The organism is Acinetobacter sp. S-1 (assembly GCF_059579785.1).
The window spans coordinates 3521426-3542679 of the sequence record NZ_CM184207.1 but is presented as its reverse complement, the minus strand read 5'-3'; the positions used below and the strand labels follow the sequence as shown (position 1 = coordinate 3542679).

The 21254-nt window shown below is 40.4% G+C and carries 21 protein-coding genes and 1 riboswitch; of the genes, 13 read left to right on the top strand and 8 right to left on the bottom strand.

Translation table 11 applies throughout. The features are described 5' to 3' along the window. The first annotated feature begins 32 nt into the window (after positions 1-32). The 5 genes from AC52J8_RS16980 (at position 33) to ftsW (ending at position 5146) form a co-directional block, all read left to right on the top strand. Positions 33-296, top strand: coding sequence for a FeoA family protein (locus AC52J8_RS16980; RefSeq protein WP_002121198.1), 264 nt, complete (start codon positions 33-35; stop codon positions 294-296). Beyond that, positions 293-2146: a ferrous iron transporter B gene (feoB, locus tag AC52J8_RS16975; RefSeq protein WP_005079453.1), complete on the top strand. Its 1854-nt coding sequence runs from the start codon at positions 293-295 to the stop codon at positions 2144-2146. Before AC52J8_RS16980 ends, feoB begins: the two co-directional genes overlap by 4 nt. A 20-nt stretch (positions 2147-2166) precedes the next feature. Continuing rightward, positions 2167-2418, top strand: coding sequence for a DUF6587 family protein (locus AC52J8_RS16970; RefSeq protein WP_032005839.1), 252 nt, complete (start codon positions 2167-2169; stop codon positions 2416-2418). Positions 2419-2578: 160 nt separating this feature from the next. Beyond that, a complete protein-coding gene (gene murD / locus AC52J8_RS16965) occupies positions 2579-3925 on the top strand; it encodes a UDP-N-acetylmuramoyl-L-alanine--D-glutamate ligase (RefSeq protein WP_086398699.1) in 1347 nt (448 codons plus the stop codon). Positions 3926-3949: 24 nt separating this feature from the next. Beyond that, positions 3950-5146, top strand: a complete 1197-nt coding sequence (gene ftsW / locus AC52J8_RS16960) for a putative lipid II flippase FtsW (RefSeq protein ID WP_005079447.1) — start codon at positions 3950-3952, stop codon at positions 5144-5146. A gap of 53 nt (positions 5147-5199) precedes the next feature. Here the strand turns inward: ftsW and gluQRS are convergent, their stop codons facing one another. From gluQRS to AC52J8_RS16930, 6 genes are all read right to left on the bottom strand, one after another. After that, on the bottom strand, positions 5200-6183 hold the full coding sequence (gluQRS, locus tag AC52J8_RS16955; protein ID WP_086398698.1) for a tRNA glutamyl-Q(34) synthetase GluQRS: 984 nt from the start codon (positions 6181-6183) through the stop codon (positions 5200-5202). Between the two features lie 2 nt (positions 6184-6185). Further along, the gene (dksA, locus tag AC52J8_RS16950; protein ID WP_002121205.1) at positions 6186-6722 is read right to left on the bottom strand and encodes an RNA polymerase-binding protein DksA; all 537 of its coding nucleotides are present in this window, start codon (positions 6720-6722) and stop codon (positions 6186-6188) included. Positions 6723-6933: 211 nt separating this feature from the next. Further along, positions 6934-7746 (bottom strand): 3',5'-cyclic-AMP phosphodiesterase, encoded by an 813-nt coding sequence (cpdA, locus tag AC52J8_RS16945; RefSeq protein WP_086398697.1) that lies wholly within the window; start codon positions 7744-7746, stop codon positions 6934-6936. A 4-nt stretch (positions 7747-7750) separates the two neighbouring features. Continuing rightward, complete coding sequence (locus tag AC52J8_RS16940) at positions 7751-8377, bottom strand: NUDIX domain-containing protein (RefSeq protein ID WP_025466611.1); 627 nt, start codon at positions 8375-8377, stop codon at positions 7751-7753. A 75-nt stretch (positions 8378-8452) separates the two neighbouring features. Beyond that, the gene (thiC, locus tag AC52J8_RS16935; RefSeq protein WP_057070658.1) at positions 8453-10330 is read right to left on the bottom strand and encodes a phosphomethylpyrimidine synthase ThiC; all 1878 of its coding nucleotides are present in this window, start codon (positions 10328-10330) and stop codon (positions 8453-8455) included. Between the two features lie 89 nt (positions 10331-10419). Beyond that, a riboswitch (TPP riboswitch) is annotated at positions 10420-10554 on the bottom strand. A 34-nt stretch (positions 10555-10588) separates the two neighbouring features. Next, a complete protein-coding gene (locus tag AC52J8_RS16930; RefSeq protein ID WP_057070659.1) occupies positions 10589-11671 on the bottom strand; it encodes a hypothetical protein in 1083 nt (360 codons plus the stop codon). Positions 11672-11779: 108 nt separating this feature from the next. Here AC52J8_RS16930 and AC52J8_RS16925 point away from each other — a divergent pair, with 108 nt between their 5' ends. From AC52J8_RS16925 to phoU, 4 genes are all read left to right on the top strand, one after another. Then, entirely contained in the window at positions 11780-12361 is a 582-nt protein-coding gene (locus AC52J8_RS16925) for a TetR/AcrR family transcriptional regulator (protein ID WP_032063106.1), read from the top strand. Beyond that, positions 12354-13259, top strand: a complete 906-nt coding sequence (locus AC52J8_RS16920) for a DMT family transporter (protein WP_032012548.1) — start codon at positions 12354-12356, stop codon at positions 13257-13259. The genes AC52J8_RS16925 and AC52J8_RS16920 overlap by 8 nt, the downstream gene beginning before the upstream one ends. Before the next feature lie 80 nt (positions 13260-13339). After that, positions 13340-14686: a multidrug efflux outer membrane protein AbuO gene (abuO, locus tag AC52J8_RS16915; protein ID WP_471675389.1), complete on the top strand. Its 1347-nt coding sequence runs from the start codon at positions 13340-13342 to the stop codon at positions 14684-14686. A 105-nt stretch (positions 14687-14791) separates the two neighbouring features. Then, positions 14792-15514, top strand: a complete 723-nt coding sequence (phoU, locus tag AC52J8_RS16910; RefSeq protein ID WP_000075183.1) for a phosphate signaling complex protein PhoU — start codon at positions 14792-14794, stop codon at positions 15512-15514. 306 nt (positions 15515-15820) lie between these two features. On the opposite strand, the gene AC52J8_RS16905 is transcribed toward phoU, so the two are convergent. After that, on the bottom strand, positions 15821-16090 hold the full coding sequence (locus tag AC52J8_RS16905; protein ID WP_000089995.1) for an oxidative damage protection protein: 270 nt from the start codon (positions 16088-16090) through the stop codon (positions 15821-15823). A gap of 9 nt (positions 16091-16099) precedes the next feature. Continuing rightward, complete coding sequence (gene argH, locus AC52J8_RS16900; protein ID WP_002121138.1) at positions 16100-17533, bottom strand: argininosuccinate lyase; 1434 nt, start codon at positions 17531-17533, stop codon at positions 16100-16102. Between argH and AC52J8_RS16895 the strand changes: the two genes are divergently transcribed. The 4 genes from AC52J8_RS16895 (at position 17524) to AC52J8_RS16880 (ending at position 21253) form a co-directional block, all read left to right on the top strand. Continuing rightward, positions 17524-18663: a sensor histidine kinase gene (locus tag AC52J8_RS16895; RefSeq protein ID WP_032005855.1), complete on the top strand. Its 1140-nt coding sequence runs from the start codon at positions 17524-17526 to the stop codon at positions 18661-18663. The genes argH and AC52J8_RS16895 overlap by 10 nt on opposite strands. A 60-nt stretch (positions 18664-18723) precedes the next feature. Further along, positions 18724-19464 (top strand): LytR/AlgR family response regulator transcription factor, encoded by a 741-nt coding sequence (locus tag AC52J8_RS16890; protein ID WP_063097983.1) that lies wholly within the window; start codon positions 18724-18726, stop codon positions 19462-19464. A gap of 100 nt (positions 19465-19564) precedes the next feature. Next, entirely contained in the window at positions 19565-20482 is a 918-nt protein-coding gene (gene hemC, locus AC52J8_RS16885; protein WP_032037675.1) for a hydroxymethylbilane synthase, read from the top strand. Positions 20483-20485: 3 nt separating this feature from the next. Beyond that, positions 20486-21253 (top strand): uroporphyrinogen-III synthase, encoded by a 768-nt coding sequence (locus tag AC52J8_RS16880; protein ID WP_086611623.1) that lies wholly within the window; start codon positions 20486-20488, stop codon positions 21251-21253. The last annotated feature ends 1 nt before the right edge of the window (position 21254 follow it).

The following is a 21254-nucleotide window of genomic DNA, read 5'->3' as shown; positions in this document are numbered from 1 at the left end:
ATACTATTAAAAAAGGTTTAGGATCGGATGCGGTGCGTTTATCAGCTTTAAAAGTGAAGCAAGCGGCGACCATCACCAAAGTGAATCGGATAGAACTAGAGTCCGAGCAGCAAGATTTGGTCGCAATTCGTTTGGAAAGTCTGGGCTTTGTACCGGGCACACGAGTGGAAGTGATTACCAAAGGTATTTTTGGTGGTGATCCGATCTTAATCCAAATTGGCTTTACTCGTTTCGCTTTACGTAAAGCAGAAGCGGAAAAAATTGAAATTCAAGTAGAAGAAGGAGTACCCGCATGAGTGATGCGTTACGTATTGCCCTTGTGGGAAACCCTAACTGTGGTAAAACCTCTCTTTTTAACCATTTAACTGGAACTCGACAAAAAGTTGCAAACTATGCAGGCGTAACGGTCGAGCGTAAGGTTGGTCATTTTCAGTTGCCTTCAGGCCGAGCCGTGCGTGTACTCGATTTACCGGGTACATATAGTCTTAATGCAACCAGTCCCGATGAAGTGATTACCCGTGATGTTTGTTTGGGTAAAATTGCAGAAGAAGGTCAGCAAGATGCCTTTTTGTGTGTGGTTGATGCCACTAACTTAAAATTGCATTTAGGACTAGTACTCGAAATGATCGAGTTAGGTCGTCCGATTTTACTTGTACTGAATATGATGGATGAAGCGCGTCGTCGTGGGATCCAAATTAATACTCAAAAGTTGTCTCAACGTTTGGGCGTGCCAGTTGTTGAAACAGTTGCCGTCCGTAATGCGGGTATTGAAAATCTATTACATGCCCTTGATCAAGAAAAATACAGTGTGCCACAAACCGAACTAAGTGGTTTAACTGGAACTCATCATCAAAAAATCGATATGATTTTTAAAGATGTAGTTCATTATGTTGATCAGGGAGATAAGCGTACTGATTTTCTAGATCGAATTTTCTTACATCCGGTTTTAGGCCTACTTAGCCTTGCCATCATGATGTTTATTGTGTTCCAAGCAGTGTTTGCATGGGCAGCTCCATTCATGGATGGTATTGAAGGCTTCTTCGGTTGGCTTGGTGAGGTAGTGGGAACTGTGATTACCCAACCACTACTGCATAGTTTAGTTGTTGACGGAATTATTGCAGGTGCGGGTGGCGTAGTTGTGTTCTTGCCACAAATTTTGATCTTGTTCTTCTTTATTTTGGTATTAGAAGAATCGGGCTATTTACCACGTGCAGCATTCTTGCTTGATAAATTAATGTTCCAAGCTGGTTTAAGTGGCCGTGCCTTTATTCCTTTACTTTCGAGCTTTGCTTGTGCAGTACCGGGAATTATGGCAACGCGTAGTATTAGTGACCCTCGTGATCGTTTTACGACCATTATGGTTGCGCCTTTAATGACTTGTTCGGCACGTTTACCCGTCTATGCCTTGCTGATTGCTGCCTTCATTCCAGAGAAAATGGTCTGGGGTATTTTTAACCTACAAGGTTTAGTGCTTTTTGGTCTGTATATGGCTGGTATTGTGAGTGCGCTTTGCGTTTCATTTTTAATGAAGTTTTTGCAAAAAGATAAATCGCAACATGCGTTACTGCTAGAGCTACCAAGTTATCGTTTTCCTGATTTAAAAAGTGTGGGAATCGGTTTATTGGATCGTGCAAAGATCTTCTTGAAACGCGTCGGTGGAATCATTTTTGCGCTCTCTATTTTGCTCTGGTTCTTGTGTACTTTCCCGCAGCCACCAGAAGGGGCGACATTACCTGCCATAGATTATAGTTTTGCAGGTATGCTCGGACATCTTATCCAACCTTTATTTGCTCCAGTTGGTTTTAATTGGCAAATCTGTATCGCTTTAATCCCAGCTATGGCTGCTCGTGAAGTGGTTGTCGCGGCATTAGGTACAGTTTATGCCTTGTCTGCAACAGATGATGATGCTGTGGCACAAGGTCTGTCACATCTGATTAGTGCAGATGGAACAGGTTGGTCTTTGGCAACAGGTTTATCACTTTTAGTGTGGTTCATTTATGCTCCACATTGTTTGGCAACACTGGCAACGGTACGTCGCGAAACAGGTTCATGGAAACATGTTGCAGCTATGACTGCATATCTGTTTGGTTTAGCTTATTTTGCATCGTTTGTTACCTATCAAATTGCTTCCCATTATTGGGGCTAAAGCAATAAAGGAGGTTGTATATGGTTCAATATCTGATTATTGCGGTTTTAGTGATTTGGAGTGCTGTAGTTGTTTTTAAGAAAGTATTTCCAAAAACAGCAAATTCAGTCTTTTCTTCACTCTCTGCATTTTGCGAAAAGCAAGGTTGGGTAACCTTGGCAAAATGGCTTAAACCGAAAATGGCCTTTGGTTGTGCTGGCGGTTGTGGGTGTTCAAGCGAAGATAAACCTACCAATACAGTTCAAGAAATTAAGCCGATTAAATGGCAATAAATTTAGTATTTCTTGTTTCGTTTAAAAAGCCATCATATTGATGGCTTTTTTACGCACTGACACAAAAAAAGATGAATAAAGTTCAAACTGAAAAAGCATTCAAAACAGCAAAGTGCTAACATTTTTGCCATTCTGTCGATTGATAAATTGTGGGGCAAAAATGTTAATACAACGTGGTGGGTTAAAAGTTGTAGCAGGCTTGGGAATATCAGGCGTTTCTGCTGTAAATTTCCTGCATGAACAAGGCTACCAAGTTGCAGTAACAGATTCTCGTCCCACGCCACCAGGGCATGATCAGATCCCAGCTGGCGTTAAAACCAGTTTCGGTCAACTTGACCAAGAATTATTATTACAAGCAGAAGAAATTATTTTAAGCCCAGGTCTTGCACCACAATTACCAGAAATTCAGGCAGCTATTGCTAAAGGTATTTCGGTAGTAGGGGATATTCAATTATTACGCCGTGCAACCGATGTGCCTATTGTGGCGATCACTGGTTCTAATGCTAAAAGTACAGTAACGACTTTAATTGGCTTAATGGCTAAAGATGCAGGTAAGAAAGTTGCTGTGGGTGGCAATCTTGGACGCCCAGCTCTAGATTTATTAAAAGATCAACCTGAATTAATTGTACTTGAGCTATCAAGTTTTCAGCTAGAAACCACGTCTCACTTAAATGCTGAAGTTGCGGTGGTTCTTAATATGAGTGAAGACCACTTAGACCGTCATGGCAATATGTTGGGTTACCATCAAGCAAAACACCGTATTTTCCAAGGCGTTAAAAAAGTAGTATTTAACCGTGATGACGCTTTAAGTCGTCCTCTTGTTCCAGATACCACACCAATGCAAAGCTTTGGTTTAAATGCACCAGATTTAAATCAATATGGTGTTTTAAGAGATGGTGATGGCACGCTTTGGCTTGCACGTGGTTTGCAGCGTTTAATTAAAAGCTCAGATTTATATATTCAAGGCATGCACAACGTAGCCAATGCTTTAGCTTGTTTGGCATTAGGTGAAGCAATTGGTTTGCCTATGGAATCTATGCTTGAAACGTTAAAACAATTTAAAGGATTAGAGCACCGCTGTGAGTATGTGAGAACTGTACATGATGTGCGTTATTACAATGACTCTAAAGGGACTAACGTTGGTGCTACACTTGCAGCAATTGACGGTTTAGGTGCTGCAATTGAGGTTAAAAAAGGTAAGGTTGCCTTGATTCTAGGTGGGCAAGGTAAAGGTCAAGATTTTGGTCCATTACGTTCTTCTATCGAAAAATATGCCAAAGTTGTGGTATTGATTGGTGAAGATGCTCCAGTTATTGAACAAGCAATTCAGGGCGCAACCAAAATTTTACATGCAGCAACACTCAAAGAAGCTGTAGAGCTGTGTCAACGTGAAACACAAGCTGAAGATGTGGTGTTGTTATCACCAGCCTGTGCAAGTTTTGATATGTTTAAAAGTTATAATGACCGTGGTCAGCAGTTTGTTGCCTGTGTCAATTCGTTGGTTTAAAGAAAACATGATTAGGAATGTAGTATGGCAGGCTTAGCTCAGACCACAATCCAGAAAATCAATCATTGGTATGAACGGATATTGCCTAAATGGCCAGCGGAAGTGACGCCACGTAATGTCCTGATTTTCTGTGTCGTTGCATTGTTGTGTATCGGTTCAGTGATGGTGGCGTCCGCTTCGATGCCCTATGCTGAATATATGCATGAAAACCCGTTTCACTATGTGATTCGTCATGGTATTTCGATTGTTGCTGCGGGTGTAGTGGCTTATTTGACCTATCGAATATCACTGAATACGTGGTTTAAAAATACCTTCCCGCTGTGGTTATTAACCATGGTTCTGTTGCTTGCTGCTTTGGTGGTAGGTTCGGAAGTCAACGGTTCTACACGTTGGATTAAGATCGGTGGCTTTACCTTGCAGCCAACCGAGGTTGCCAAAGTCATGATGGCAATCTTTACCGCAGACTACGTTGTGCGCCGTGCCAAAGAGGTTCGTACTCATTGGAAAGGCTTATTGCGTTTAAGTGGGGTAATGGCAATCACGGTCGGTTTAATTATTGCTGAGCCTGACTTAGGGGCAACAGTCGTTATTGTCATGATGATGGTTGGGGTATTCTTTTTAGCGGGCGCGCCGCCAACTCAGTTCTTAATCATGCTTGGTGCGATTGTCACAGGTATTGTGTTTTTGATCTTATTTGAACCCTACCGTTTCCAACGTTTGATTTCATTTACTGACCCATGGGCAGACCCGTTGGGTGTGGGTTATCAGTTATCAAATGCATTAATGGCTTTTGGTCGTGGTGAATGGTTTGGTACAGGCTTAGGCCATAGCGTACAAAAACTATCTTATTTACCTGAAGCGCATACTGACTTTATGTTGGCAGTGCTAGGTGAAGAGTTTGGTTTCGTGGGTATTTCTATTGTTATTGGCTTGTCTTTCTTGATGCTGGCATGTTGTATCAAAATTGGTCACCGTGCTTTGAAACATCATTACCTTCGTGCAGGCTATTTAGCTTACGGCATTAGTATTATTTTCTTGCTCCAGATTTTAGTAAATGCGGGCATGAATATGGGTTTAATGCCGACGAAAGGTTTGACTTTGCCATTCATTAGTTATGGTGGTACGTCTTTAATGATGTGTGCTGCGATGATTAGCTTAATCTTAAAGATTGATGCTTCAACACAAGAAGTCAACCCAGAACGAGAAGAGTCGAACTTCTAATTGAGTATTTAGAAGTTTAAAAAGCCCGATTTGATATCGGGCTTTTTTATTATTTATAGATATGTTCCGCTGAGCTCTTGCCCATGGGGAATCAAATCAACATTCCACTGTGCTACAGCCTGTTTGAGCATCAGTCTAGGTTGATCTAAATCAACGTTGGGTTGTCCCAAGGCTAGTATCGCTTTTTGAAGTAATTCAGGCGCTTTTGATAAATCGAGTGCTTGAGCTAGATTTTGTTTAGAAAGCTTTTGCCCTTGGTCATTCATTGCAAGGGGAAGGTGCATATAGCTCAGTTTAGGATAACCTAGAAGCTGGCCTAGCCAGATCTGACGTTCAGTGTTGTCTAATAAATCTGCGCCTCGAACGACATGGGTAATACCTTGTAGATAATCATCTACGACGACCGCAAGTTGATAGTTAATAATCCCATCACGGCGCTTAAGAACAAAATCTCCAAGATCGTGTTGTAGATTGGAGCAATGAAGTCCTTGTAATCGGTCATCAAAACAGATCTGCTGATCTTGAACTTTTACCCGAATCGCTTGACCTTGAAAATCAAGATTGAGATCGCGACAAGTACCTGCATAGATTGCATTTGAACCAAGCATTTTGCGGGTACATTGACATGCATAGATAAGACCTTCTTTTTTGAGCTGGTCTAATACGCTTTCATAAATGTCTAAACGATTTTTTTGAAAGATGATCTCTGCATCGGGTTCGAACTGGAAGGCTTCAAGTGATTTGAGAATATGCTCTTCACTGCCGGGATAAATACGAGGGATATCTGTATCTTCGACACGAACCAGCCATTTGCCTTGATGGGCTTTTGCATCGCAATAGCTGGCAACAGCAGTAATGAGTGATCCAAAATGCAAAGGGCCGGTTGGCGATGGCGCAAACCGACCTGAGTATGAGCAGCGATTAAGCGGAACATTGTTCCGCAGCTGCGCAAGAGAAAAGCTATGCTTTTCTGGCAGGCGATTTAACTGCTGCACAACAGCCGAGTTGTGCTCGGCTGGAGAATTATCAACAGTCACAATTAACCGTTATTTTGCTTCTCTTTGATTTCTGCCAAAGTTTTGCAATCAATACATAACGTTGCAGTTGGACGTGCTTCTAAACGACGTAAGCCGATTTCAATACCACAAGTTTCACAGAAACCGTAGTCTTCATTCTTAATAGCTTCCATAGATTGTTCGATTTTACGAATTAACTTACGTTCACGGTCACGTGTACGTAATTCAATTGCAAATTCTTCTTCTTGGGTAGCACGGTCGTTTACATCTGGCAGTGCAGTTGATTCGTCTTGCATCGTATTTAAAGTACGATCAACTTCAGACATTAATTCAGCTTTCCATGCTTGCAGAATTTGTCGGAAATGCTCGAGCTGTCCTTCAGACATGTACTCTTCATTTTTCTTAGGTTGATAAGGTGCAATACCAAATAAACTTGCAGTTGTGCCTATGTCAGAAGTTTTAGGTTTCACTTTACGTGCACGTTTTGCAGAAGCTTTGTCACCTTCCACTACAACTTCTGTATGTTCATCCAAAACTTGGTTGTGGTTGTCATTCGCCATAATAGGGCATTCCTCATCATACACGTATTATCTATACGCAAAAAATATGGTGATATGCAAGTGTTTTTATAGAAAACCATCGATGGGATTTTCCCATCGGGTCGTCATCATATAGATTTTTCCTGCAAGATGATAGTCATTCCGACCCGTAAATATTTTCAAAACGTGTTTACCCCAGTCATAATTATATATAAGCATATAAGAAATAGGGCTAATAGCCTGAAATATCAGTGTTTATATGGCCTTGAAAATTTTCAAGACGAAAGACTTCGGTTTCAAAACTACCATCGTTTTTTAGACGAATGTAACGATAGCCGGGAGCATTTTGATCGAGTGCAAAATCATTACTAAAGGGTTTAAACTGCACACTTGTCGAGGGTGTAGAGAAAAATTCGATCCCTTGCCAAGTGTTTATTGAGTCCTGATGAACATGCCCGCAGACTAAAGCTTTTACATTTTTAAAGGGAGCCAATGTAGTAAGCAGAGCATTAGAATTTTGTAACTTGTGATGATCAATCCATTTTGACTTCATGGCAAAAGGATGGTGATGACAAGCCAACAAAATCGGGTTATCTGCATACTCTTCGAGTAAATTCGTTAAGCTGTCTAGCTGTTCTGCTGATAGATGTCCATCAATATGACCTTTTACCGCACTATTTAATAAAATAACTCGCCAGTTCCCTAAGCAAATGACCACAGGTTCCTGATGATTCTCTTTATGCAATGGAAAATGGTCAACATTGTCATGATTACCTAAGGTCTGAAAAAAAGGCAGACCAAGCGTTTGCATATATTGAATATAACGTCTGTAGGTGATAGGCGTTGGTGCCTGAGCTAGGTCCCCAGTATGGATAATTGCATCAGTTTCAGGATGTTTATTAAGTATCTGTTGAATAATCGCATGAAAGCTTTCTTCAGGATTTATACCCACAAATTCTAAGTGCGGATACTCCAATAGGTGGGTATCGGTAATTTGTATAATGACATGGTCTTTTTGTGAAAGTGTTGAGACTTGAAAAGTCACCGTCCTACCTCTTCGGGTTTATTATCGTTTTGCTGTGTTGGGCCAGCCATTGTAATGCCATAATGACAGGAGCATTTCTTAAACGTCCGCTGTCGAGTAGAGTCTGGATTTCACTATAATTAAATAAGTGTAATTGAATATTTTCCCCCTCATCATCTACGCCAAATACACCCCCTTCAGCGGGTAATTCAGTTTCAGCAACATAGAGATGAAATAACTCTGAGCAAGCACCAGCTGACGGGTAAAAGCTAAATAGACGCTCTAAATCTTGAACTTCGCAACCTGATTCTTCAAGGCTCTCTCGTCGAATACAACTTTCTGGCGATTCATCACCATCTAATACACCTGCAATTATTTCTAGCTGCCATGGGGAATGAGAGTCATCTAAAGCCCCAACACGGAACTGTTCAATCAGTGCAAACTGTTGTTTTTGATCGTTGTAGAGTAGTACGCCAGCTGCTTCAGGCCGATGAACGAGTTCACGCTGCAATACATGAGTATATTCAGATTGATTAAATAGACGATGTCGAAGGCTGACTTTTTCAACTTGAATAAAACCACGGAATAGAGATTCACGTGATGTTACTTCGACATCTTTAGATGTATAACTTGGACGTTCAACAATACTCATGATTCGGTCAGGACGAAATCTATTTATTTCATCCTAACCGAGAATCAGGGCTAGGCAAGTGTTTTTTTTGAATATTTACACTTTATGATACAGTTTTTGACCTTGCTCCTGATAAACCTCTTTCATCGCTTTGAGGCCTTCTTCAACCTCCGAATCGTTATTGGTGAGGTTGTTGGCATAGTCGCGTACATTCTGAGTGATTTTCATTGAACAGAATTTTGGACCACACATTGAGCAGAAGTGTGCAGATTTATGAGCCTCTTTTGGTAAGGTTTCATCGTGCATACTACGTGCTGTATCAGGGTCCAAACTTAAGTTGAACTGATCATCCCAACGGAACTCAAAACGTGCTTTTGATAAGGCATTATCACGTACCTGTGCACCTGGATGTCCTTTCGCAAGATCGGCGGCATGTGCTGCAAGCTTGTAGGTAATAATCCCGTCTTTAACATCTTTTTTGTTTGGTAGCCCCAAATGCTCTTTCGGTGTGACATAGCAAAGCATTGCTGTGCCGTACCAGCCAATCATGGCTGCACCAATTGCAGAGGTAATGTGGTCATACCCCGGAGCGATATCTGTTGTTAATGGCCCAAGTGTATAGAATGGCGCTTCTTTACACACTTCTAGCTGAAGGTCCATGTTTTCTTTAATCATGTGCATTGGTACGTGACCAGGGCCTTCAATCATGACTTGAACATCATGTTCCCATGCACGGTGAGTCAGTTCACCTAATGTTTTTAGTTCGCTGAACTGTGCTTCGTCATTTGCATCTTGGATACAGCCCGGACGTAAGCCATCACCTAAGCTAAATGAAACGTCATAAGCTTTCATGATTTCACAGATTTCATCGAAATGAGTGTATAAGAAGTTTTCTTCATGATGCGCTAGACACCACTGCGCCATGATTGAACCACCACGCGACACAATACCTGTTAAACGGTTTGCTGTAAGTGGCACATAGCGAAGTAATACACCTGCGTGAATAGTGAAGTAGTCAACACCTTGTTCAGCTTGTTCAATTAGTGTGTCTTTGAAGATTTCCCAAGTCAGGTCCTCTGCAACGCCATCAACTTTTTCAAGTGCTTGATAGATTGGCACGGTGCCGATTGGAACAGGTGAGTTACGGATAATCCATTCACGTGTTTCATGGATATTTTTACCTGTAGACAAGTCCATAATGGTGTCGGCACCCCAACGGGTTGCCCAAGTCATTTTTGCAACTTCTTCGTCAATTGAAGAGCCAAGCGCTGAGTTACCAATATTGGCATTAATTTTAACCAAGAAATTACGACCAATAATCATTGGCTCAAGTTCTGGGTGGTTAATGTTGGCAGGAATGATCGCACGACCTTCAGCAACTTCTTGGCGAACAAATTCAGGTGTAATTTCTTTTAAGTTTTTTGCACCAAAATTCTGACCAGCATGTTGACGCATATCAACACCTTCACGCTGGCGTTGATTTTCACGAATTGCAATATATTCCATTTCAGGTGTGATGATACCTTGCTTGGCATAGTGCATTTGAGTGACATTTTTGCCTGCTTTAGCACGGCGTGGATTTTGGATATGGGCAAAACGAATATCAGCGGTACGAATGTCTTTTAAACGTTCCTGACCAAATTTTGAGGTCAAGCCAGAAAGTACGTTAGTATCGTTACGCTCTTCAATCCAGTTTTGGCGAACTGAAGGTAAACCTTTGTCTAAATCGATTTGAACATTTGGGTCGGTATAAACACCTGAAGTGTCATATACCATAACAGGAGGATTATGTTCACCGCCAAGACCGGTAGGCGTGTCGGTTAAAGAAATTTCCCGCATTGGAACCTGAATGTCAGGGCGAGAGCCTTCAATATAAACTTTTTTAGAAGCGGGTAAGATGCGAGTTAAATCTTTTGCATCTTGTTCATGTTGTGCTGAAATTTCAGCAGAAGAAAGATTCGTTAACTGGTTCATCACATGATCCTTATGAATAACATCAACGAATCAAGCACGACCAAAAACGATGGCGGATTTATCTTTGCTAGATAAATTTAAGGCTGTAAGTTTTCAGATGGCTTGATTCCTACGCAGGTCTTAACCTGATCAGGTTCAACGGTACTTGTGATCAAACTTGTGTTGCGATAACACGGAATTTACACAATCTCAGCGAGCTATTACTCGCGCTCCGTCAAGCGATTTAAAGACTAACATGTTTTAGGTTGGCTGGCATTGTCAATTTGTATCTATACAAACCGCATCCATATGGCAGTCACGATAGACTTCCGTGTTCCATGGCGAATCAAATTTTAAGAGCTGCTCAAGTTGTTCATGAGTCATCTGATAATTTGATTTTTTATCACCATTTTTATCAGTTAAATCTATTTTAAATTGCTTATTGCGCTCTTCTACAGGCGTAGCAATAAACTTAAGAAACAGTTGAGCAGGTTTGGCTAAACTCGACTCATTTTGTGTAGAGAGAAACCGAATTTGCTGAAGCGCATCTTTATCAAACCATGTGTTCGGCGCATATTCATCTGACACTGGCGTGTTGTCTAAGCCAAAGAAAATAAAATAACGATATTCATTAAATAGTCGTTTTGCATCATCAATAAAGTGGCTCTTTGGATACTTTTGAATAAACTTTTCCCAAAATAATGCGCGTTCAGTGAGCTCTTTCCATGAAATAGCCAACGCACCATCATTATAGAAAATATTTTGATTGTCTTTCGCCATACGAGTTAAAAACTCTTTTTGGTCCGCGGGTAAGGACTTAGAAAAAACGTCAACTAAATAGCTTGGCTGGCGTCGATAGGTAAACATGCCTTCACCTTGATAGAGAAGTTCAATATAGGCTTGCCCTTCATGTTGAAGTAAATATTGATCACGCGGGCTAAGTTGGTCAAAGAGTTTTTTCTGAGTTTGGATGACCTTTTTAAGGTCTTGTTTCTGTTCTAAAACGGCATAGCCAAATGCTTCAAAAGCTCTACCTGTTTTTTCAGTGTAGTCTTGTTTTAGAAAACGTTGATACATGGCAGTTGATGCATCAATCAGCTTAAGCTGCTCATGATTTTTTAAAGAGGGAACACAGATTTTAAGCTTTTCATTAATTTGATTTAAGTCTTCTATTTTGCTGTTTTGATTAATCGTGTGCATAGCTACCATAATTTGTAAGCAGCTACTGTCTTGTTTTTGAGTGGCCTTTTGCTCAGTTGGTTTTTGCTCTTTAGATACAGCCTGATCTTGCTCTGATGTTTTATTACATCCAGCTAAAAGTAGTGCACCGCACATACTCATTATTAGAACTTTTTTCATCATTGTACTTTTATAGAAATTAATATTGCTCAAATTATAACGCTTAAAAAGATTGCATCATTGTTAGAAATCTTTATTATTAGGTAGGTCGGTCTACTTAATTAAAAAACTATGAATGATAAAACAGCAAGACAGAAAATTCTCGATGCCGCTTCAACTTTGTTTTATAACGATGGCATTACTGCAACTGGAATTAACTCAGTTACGGCTAAAGCAGATGTTGCGAAGATGTCGCTTTATAATAATTTTTCTTCAAAAGGTGAGCTTGTCGATGCCTACATTGCTGCACGCCATCAAGAGTGGCTTGATCTCTACCAAAAGCGTTTAGAAAAAATAAAAACAGCTAAAGAAGCCATCTTGGCCGTATTTGATGCCTATCAAGACCATGCGGAATTTGCCTATGAAAAAGGCTTTCGAGGTTGTGGGTTATTGAATGCTGCGGCTGAGTTTCCGGCCAATAGTACAGGGCGTAGTTCTGTAAGGCAGCATAAAGAAGAAGTGGAGGCTATTGTTGCTGAGCATTTAAAAAAATTAATCCCAGAGTCACAGCGCGTTAACTATGTGGCTACGCAGCTTTCTTTTCTTTTAGAGGGTTCTATGGCACGAGCAGGCTTAGAAGGAAACAGCCGTCAACTTCTATTAGCAAAACAAATGGCAGAAGACATTTTAAATAGAGAATGTCCATATGATTAGCCTCATTAAAAATAGTAGCTATGGAGGCACAATTGCAATTTTAGTTGCTTCTGTTTTGTGGGGAACAACAGGTACGGCGGCAGCATTTGCACCGACACTTGGCCCACTTGCTATTGGCGCTGTAGCGATGGGCGGTGGAGGCCTTTTACAAGCTTTGGTTGCATCACGAGCAATACGCGAAAACCGCCAGTTTATAAGGGAAAATATTTCAATACTGCTTTTAGGCATAGCGGCGGTGGGTATTTATCCCTTGGCTTTTTATTCTTCAATGCATTATGCAGGTATTACGATTGGCACCGTGGTTTCAATTGGTACTGCTCCACTAATCGCAGCAATTTTAGAACGATTCTTTGATCGCAAAGCTTTATCGGCTATCTGGTTTCTAAGTTTTGTGTGCGGTGTGCTTGGTGTAAGTATGTTATCGATGGGGGAAAGTCATGCGGTCCAAGAGAGTACAAATCAATGGAATAAATTCTTCGGTATTTTTCTTGGGCTGGTCGCTGCTACAACTTATTCACTTTATTCATGGGCTGCAAAAAGATTAATAGATCGGGGTGTTGCTGCTAAAGCTGCAATGGGTATGATTATGGGCGGTGGAGCGGTTATTTTACTGCCTACTTTGTTGATTACAGGTGGAGGGTTACTACAAAGCTCAACCAATCTACTTGTGGCTGGCTATATGATGCTGATTCCTATGTTTTTGGGTTATTTACTTTTTGGATTTGGTCTAAAAACAGTAAATGCCAGCAAAGCGACAACCTTAACTTTATTTGAACCTTTAGTGGCTGCGATTTTTGCGATTGTTTTGGTTGGCGAGCATGTTTCATGGGTAGGTTGGATAGGCATGTTTTTGATTTTTATTTGTATTTTAATATTGTCAAAAACTAAGAACGCTTAAAAAACTAAAACTTTTAATGGCTTGAGTTTGATTTGAATTTTTCTTAGTCTTAAAGGCAAGTTTTATCGTTGATTTGAACAATGAAAATAAAATTAATGGTCGCTGTTGGCCTTTGGAGTTTTGCATCTTCGAGTTTTGCTCTAGATTTGGTTGAAGCTTATGAGCGCGCAAAACAAAATGACCCAACGTGGCAAGCCAATCAACAACAATTTGAAGCAGATCAACTTAATTTAGGCTTGGCAACAGGGGCATTATTACCCACTGTCACATTGTCTGGAAACATTACTCGTAATCGACAAACTGTAAAACGTTCAAACTTTCCGGGTGTTGATCAAGAAGGCCTGTCAGATGCTTTGGTAAGTAATACATCAACGACTCGACAAGCCACTCTCACTGCACGTCAGCCATTATTTCGAATGGATGCATGGGAAGGTTATAAGCAAGTTAAAACTTCGGTTGCCTTAAGTGAAATTACCTTAAGGCTGCAAAAACAAGATCATGTTTTAAATGTAGCAGAAGCCTATTTTAATGTGTTGCGTCAGCAGGCGCTGAGTGTTGCATACTTGCAAGAAGAAAAGGCTTTGCTTGAACAGCTCAATATGATGAATGCCAAACTCAAAGAAGGGTTGGTGGCACGTAGTGATGTAAGTGAAGCAAATGCTCAATATCAAAATGCCAGAGCCAATCGTATTTCAACCAATGTTCAATTACTTTTAGCCCAAGAGCAGCTTTCTGAATATATTGGTTCTTATCAAGATAAACTCGCTGTACTGCGCAGTGATTTTAATTTTCAAAAGCCTTATCCGGCAGAACTGAATGACTGGCTTTCTTTGGCCCAGCAAAAAAACTTAAAGATCCAGCAAGCCCGTTTACAGCAAAAATATAGTGAAGATCAGCGCCGTGTCGAAAAGGCAGCGCTTTATCCTCAAATAGATGCCGTAGCAAGTTATGGCTATACTAAACAAACACCAGAGACACTCATTTCGACTGACGGAAAATTTGATCAGGTCGGGGTAGAAATGAACTGGAATCTATTTAATGGTGGACGGACCCGAACATCAATTAAAAAAGCCACTGTAGAAGTCAGTAAAGCGCAGGCACAACTTGATGCAGCCATTCGCCGTGCCAATGTCGATGTGAAAAGTGCCTTTATGCAGGTAGACACGGATCAAGCCAAACTTGAAGCAAGAAAGGCTGCAATGGATTCCTCTTCTTTAGTTTCTCAAGCTTCAAAAGCGAGTTATAACGAAGGCTTAAAAAGTATGGTTGATGTTTTATTGGCGCAGCGTAATGCTTTTTCTGCAAAACAGGATTATCTTAATGCTCAGTATGACTATTTATTGAATGTGCTTCGTTTAAAAGCTGCGGTAGGCCAGTTAGGTGAAAAGGATCTGGTTGAGCTTAATAGCTGGTTAACTTATCAGTAATTAAATGCTTTTATCTGAAATTTAATTTTGTCATAAAAACTTAATGATTGCTGTGTTTTAATGCTCAATCATTTTATTCCCGCGCCATCATGTTGGAGGCTTCCCTTGAGTCCGAGTAATCCGGTGTTAAGCCATCATATTTCTTCTCAATTTAATGAAGATTTGCAAGATGTAAACACAAAGTTTATGACCATGGGTGGCTTGGTCGAACAGCAGGTTGCAAATGCAATCCATTCTTTACTTGATACAGATGCAAATTTAGCGATTGATGTTCAATTTAAAGATAATGCAGTCAATCAATATGAACGTGATATTGATGAAGGCTTAACATTAATTTTGGCGCGTCGTCATCCGGCAGCGATTGATTTGCGTATGGTTATTGCCATGAGCAAAGCCAATACTGACCTTGAGCGTATTGGTGATGAAGCTGCAAAAATTGCCCGTATTGCACAAAACCTGTGTGAAGAGGGCGGGTCACCGCGTGGCTACATGGAAACACGTCATATTGGTAACCAAGTTCGTGTCATGATTCATGATGCACTTGACGCTTTTGCACGTTTAGATGCAGATCAAGCTTTACGTGTACTTTTAGCGGATGCTGACATTGACCGTGAATATCAATCAGCAACACGTACATTAATGACTTATATGATTGAAGACCCGCGCCATATTGCTCGTGTGATTAATGTCATGTGGGTTTTACGTTCATTAGAGCGTATTGGCGATCATGCACGTAACATTGCTGAGCAAGTGATTTATATGGCGAAAGGCTTTGATGCTCGTCATACCAAAATTGAAGAAATTGAAGCCAAAGTCCACGAAAAGTAATCTTGAGCTGAAATATTTAAAGGCCTTGTTTAAAACAAGGCTTTTTTGTTTTTAAAAAATAATAGATAAAAAAATGTCCCGAACTTTGGGGGGAAGTTCAGGACAGAAAATCAAGTGCATAAACACGACAGGGATCGTGTTCTTCTTGCTATAGAGTGATATTAAGTTCTTCGCTTTTTGATGTCATGTAGAGTCCTGTGCGCTCTATGTAAGGCTTTTTATGTTTGTGTAAGTTTCACGTAAAAAAAGGCGGATCTATGTATATAGACCCGCCTTTTTAATGATGAGTAAGCTAAAACAAACCGATTATTCTGGTTTCCAGCCTTCAGCTTTTTCTACGCTTTCATCATTATTGAAGAATTTCTCACGTTGTTCTTCCAGAAACTTTTTAGCTTCTGGTTCAAACACGTTTAAACGCTTTTCATTAATGAGCGTAGTTTGATGCTGTAACCATTCTTGCCATGCTTGTTTAGAAACATTTTCAAAAAAATCTTGGCCTTTAGCACCTGGGAAAGGAGCGAAGTCTAAACCTTCCATTTCCTTTTGATATTTACGGCAAAATACTTGGCGACTCATGTTTTATCCTTAAGCGTATAACTGTTCTAAACGTGTATGGGCACGCGCAATTGCAGCTTCAACCTGTTTTGGAGAAGTTCCACCAATATGATCACGTGCATTTACAGAAGCTTCTAAAGTTAAGGCTTTATCAAATACATCTGCTGTAATTAAGTCAGAGAATTGCTGTAATTGCTCAAGTGTGAGTTCAGATAAATCTTTTTCTTCTGCAACACCTAATGCTACTGCTTTACCTACAATTTCATGCGCATCACGGAACGCAACGCCTTTTTTCACTAAGTAGTCAGCAAGGTCAGTTGCAGTTGAGAATCCACGAAGAGCAGCTTCACGCATGATTTCAATATTTGGAACCAATGCAGGAATCATGTCTGCAAATGCCATGAGTGAACCACGAACCGTATCGATTGCATCAAATAAAGGTTCTTTGTCTTCTTGGTTATCTTTGTTGTATGCCAATGGTTGACCTTTCATGAGCGTAAGTAAGCTAATTAAGTCACCAAATACACGGCCAGATTTACCACGAATAAGTTCTGGAACATCCGGATTTTTCTTCTGTGGCATGATTGAAGAACCAGTACAGAAGCGGTCAGGAATATTCACAAATTTGAACTGTGCAGAAGTCCAAAGAATGAGCTCTTCTGACATACGTGATAAATGCATCATAATAAGTGCAGCAGCAGCATTAAATTCGATGGCAAAGTCACGGTCAGATACAGCATCAAGAGAGTTTTCAGATACAGCTTCAAAACCTAAAAGTTCTGCTGTATAAGCACGGTCAATCGGATAAGTTGTACCAGCAAGAGCAGCTGAACCAAGTGGCATGCGGTTAACACGTTTACGGCAGTCTTGAAGACGTTCAGTGTCACGTACTAACATTTCAAACCATGCTAACAAGTGATGACCAAAAGTCACAGGCTGAGCAGTTTGTAGGTGGGTAAAGCCTGGCATAATTGTATTTACATTTTTGGCAGCCAAGCCTAACAAGCCTTTTTGTAAACGTTCTAATAATTTTAAAATATCATCAATTTCGTCGCGCAGGTAAAGACGAATATCAGTTGCAACCTGATCGTTACGGCTACGGCCTGTGTGTAATTTTTTACCTGTAATGCCAATACGTTGAGTCAAACGTGATTCAATGTTCATGTGAACATCTTCAAGATCGATGCGCCACTCAAAGTTTCCAGCCTCAATTTCTGAGCGAATGGTGCTTAAACCTTCAATAATGTCATCGCGTTCTGCTTCTGTGAGTACGCCAACTTTCGCAAGCATGGTAGCATGCGCAATCGAACCAGCGATGTCTTGCTTATAAAAACGTTGGTCAAACTGAACAGAGGCGGTAAATTCGGCTACAAAAGCGTCCGTCGCTTCAGAAAAACGACCACCCCACATACCTGAGGTTTGGTCTGGGGTTACTGAATTAGGGGGATTTGAAGATGTGGTCATGGTGGCTCAGTAAAATAAAAAAGAGTATATCACTTGCCGAAGCTCAACAAACAAAGTTGTTTCCTACAGCATACCGAAATCAAAATTCCTCCTATTTTTTTACGAAAAGCGGGCGTTGGCAACACTTATTCGAATTAATTATCGCAAGTAATGTTTTGGCACTGGTTTTGGCATTGGCTGAAGCACAGTCTTGGCAAGCCTTAAGGGGAGGAAGGCTTTTTCAATACATCGTTTTTATTAACTGGGTAATATTGTCCTTTTTTGCATTGGTTGAACGCTTTCAAGGTTTTTTTAGCAGCTTGCGTCAAGAATTTGCTTTGGCTATTGGTTTTGTCATGCTGCAAAGTATTGTTGTTTTGACCACTTTAATGAGTAATTTTTTTCAGTTTGGTCTTTTAAATAAACATGCTTCTTTAACGCAGGGCTGGAGTGTTTATTTTACCAATGTACCTTTATATCTAAGCTATGGAATATTACTCGGGGCTTTCTGCTTACGTTATTTATATGTCAGGGAACAATGGTTGCATCAGCAATATGCCGAGTTAAATGCCCGTATTCAGGCCATGCAAGCACGAATTCATCCTCACTTCTTATTTAATAGTTTAAATAATGTGGTGAGTTTAATTGCGATAGATCCAGATAAAGCAGAAAGCATGCTCATTAGTTTGTCGCGGTTATTTCGCGCGAGTTTCCAAGAATTAAAATTGGTGAGTCTGCATGAAGAAATCGAGCTGAGTAAACAATATTTAATGATTGAACAGGTCCGTTTGGGAGAACGTTTAAAAGTAGATTGGAAGATTGAGCTTTCATCTGTGCAATTAAAACAGATCACTATTCCTTTATTGACATTACAACCGTTGTTAGAGAATAGTATTTTTCATGGGGTAGAACCAATGATAGGTAAAGCAACCATAGGGGTATTGGTTGAAATATTGCAAAATCAGGTCAGTATAGTCATTACCAACCCATATACAGACGATACAATAAATTCACGGAAAGGGCATGGAATCGCTCTTGAAAATGTTAAGCAGCGCTTGAAAGCGTATTATGGGAACACCGTTAGGTTTCAGGTTTATAAAGGTGAAGCTTTATATACCACTATTATGAGCTATCAATATCAAACAAAATAATAAGTCAGTCAGAGTTAACCATAAAAAAATGGACCAAGTTAACGGTGACAAGGAGGATGAATGAAGGTGCTAATTTGTGATGATGAACCACTTGCAGTGGAGCGTTTATCACGTTTAGTTTCAAAGATGGGACATGAGGTTGTATCAGCGGCTCATCATGGACAGGAGGCCTTGGAACAGGCACGGCTTCATCAACCGGATGTAATCTTACTTGATATTCAAATGCCAGGTATGAATGGGCTTGTCTGTGCAGAACAGTTAAGTCAGCTCAATCCTCGACCTGCGATTGTATTTTGTACCGCCTACGATCAGCATGCATTAGAAGCTTTTAAAGCTCAGGCTCAAGCTTATCTTCTTAAACCGATTGATCCGGTTGAACTTGAGCAAGCTTTAAGTCAACTAACTCAACTTACTCAAGCACAGCTCAATGCATTACCGAATTCTGAGCTTTTACAAGATTTAAAAACACAGCGTCATCAAATTGCCGCAAAAACCTATCGTGGTGTTGAACTGATTCCTGTTGAAAATATCTATTACTTTTTAGCAGATCAGAAATATGTCACTGTGAGACATAAAAATGGCAGTGTATTAATAGATGAAACATTAAAAGAGCTTGAAACCGAATTCGCAGATCAGTTTATTCGTATTCATCGAAATGCATTGGTTGCAGTTGCATATTTAGATGGGCTGGAACTGATCAGTTCGGGTCAATATCAGGTTAGATTGCGAGGCCTTGATGAAAGACTTTCAGTGAGCCGTCGACATTTGTCTACGCTTAGAGAGCGAATTCATCAGCTCTAAATTTAAAAGAGTTATCTTGGACTTGCGAGATTTTACTTGCAATTTTAAGGGATCAAGTTAAGTTTAGGGTGTATTGTTTGACCAGCCCATGCTTGAATTTATGAAAACCTTGAAAATTGCTACACGACAAAGCCCACTTGCTCTTTGGCAGGCAGAACATATTCGTGCCCGTTTAGAGGAGCTTCACCCTGATTTAACGGTGGAACTGGTTAAATTTGTCACGCAGGGCGATAAAATTTTAGATACGCCTTTAGCAAAAATTGGGGGCAAAGGGCTGTTCGTTAAAGAGTTGGAAGCAGCACTTTTAGATGGGCGTGCGGACTTAGCTGTACATTCAATGAAAGATGTCCCAATGGCTTTGCCTGAAGGTTTAACTTTAGCAGTAATTTGTGAGCGTGAAGATCCGTTAGATGCTTTTGTTTCAAATCAGTTTGAAAAATTCGCTGATTTACCACAAGGTGCAAAAGTCGGTACATCAAGCTTGCGTCGAAAATCTCAGATTTTAAAACAACGTCCTGATTTGCAAATTATTGACTTGCGTGGAAATGTTGGCACACGTTTAGCGAAGCTAGATGAAGGTCAATATGATGCGATTATTCTGGCCAGTGCCGGTTTGAAGCGTTTAGGTTTGTCAGAACGTATCCGTCATTGTTTAACACCAGATATTAGTTTGCCTGCTGTGGGACAAGGTGCATTGGGTTTAGAGTGCCGTGCAGCTGACCAAGATGTATTGGCTTTAATTCAACCTTTATTACACGAAGAAACAGATGTTTGTGTACGTGCTGAACGTGCATTTAATGCCTATCTTGAAGGTGGTTGTCAGGTCCCAATTGCAGGTTATGCCACACTGCAAAATGGTCAAATCCATATCGAAGGTCGTGTTGGAAGCCCTGATGGCCAAACATTATTACGTGCTGAACTGACAGATGAAGCCAATAATGCTCAGCAATTGGGTGAAAACCTTGCTCGAAACTTACTTGATCAAGGTGCTGGCGAGCTATTAAAGGCCCTCTACTAAACCATGCTGTTTATTAATACTCGACCTGATTCGCGTGCAGCTGAATTAACAGAAGCTTTGCAAAATGAAGGTTATCAGGTTGAGTCTTTACCTCTTTTAGAGCTCGTTGCTACCCCCTTTTCCGAACACTTACTTCAGCTTTACCAACAATTAGTTAAGGCGCAAGCTATTGTTGTCGTCAGCCCAACCGCTGTTGAAGTGGGTATGGAGTATTTAGTAAAAAGTGGTTTAAAAAATAGCGATTTAAAACATATCCAGTGGATTGCGGTAGGGCAAGCAACAGCCAATTGTCTAAACGAATATGGAATAGAAGCACATATCCCAGATGTTGAAACTTCTGAAGGAATGTTGAACCTACCTATTCTGCACAATATGCAACAGACGGGTAGTGTGGCTTTTTGGCGGGGAGAAGGTGGACGCCAATTTATGATGGAGACCTTGCAACAACAAGGAATTCAGATTTTAAATTTTGTTCTATATCATCGGCAGTGCCCAGAAGCTTCATATTCTACATTCAAACATCTGACACAGAATTCAAATTATAATTTAAATAAATGGCTCGTCTTAATTACCAGTGAAGCGAGCTGGAAATATTGGTTAGAGCTTTGTTCAAAAAATAATGTACAACCTGATGGTGTATATCTGGTTTTAGGACCTCGTCTTTTTCAAATTGTTAAAGAGTATCGCGATCAGCAACAGGCTCATTTTCACATTATTCAACTTGAAAATTTATCGCCTTCGGGGATGATTCATCACATTCAGGCATTATAAG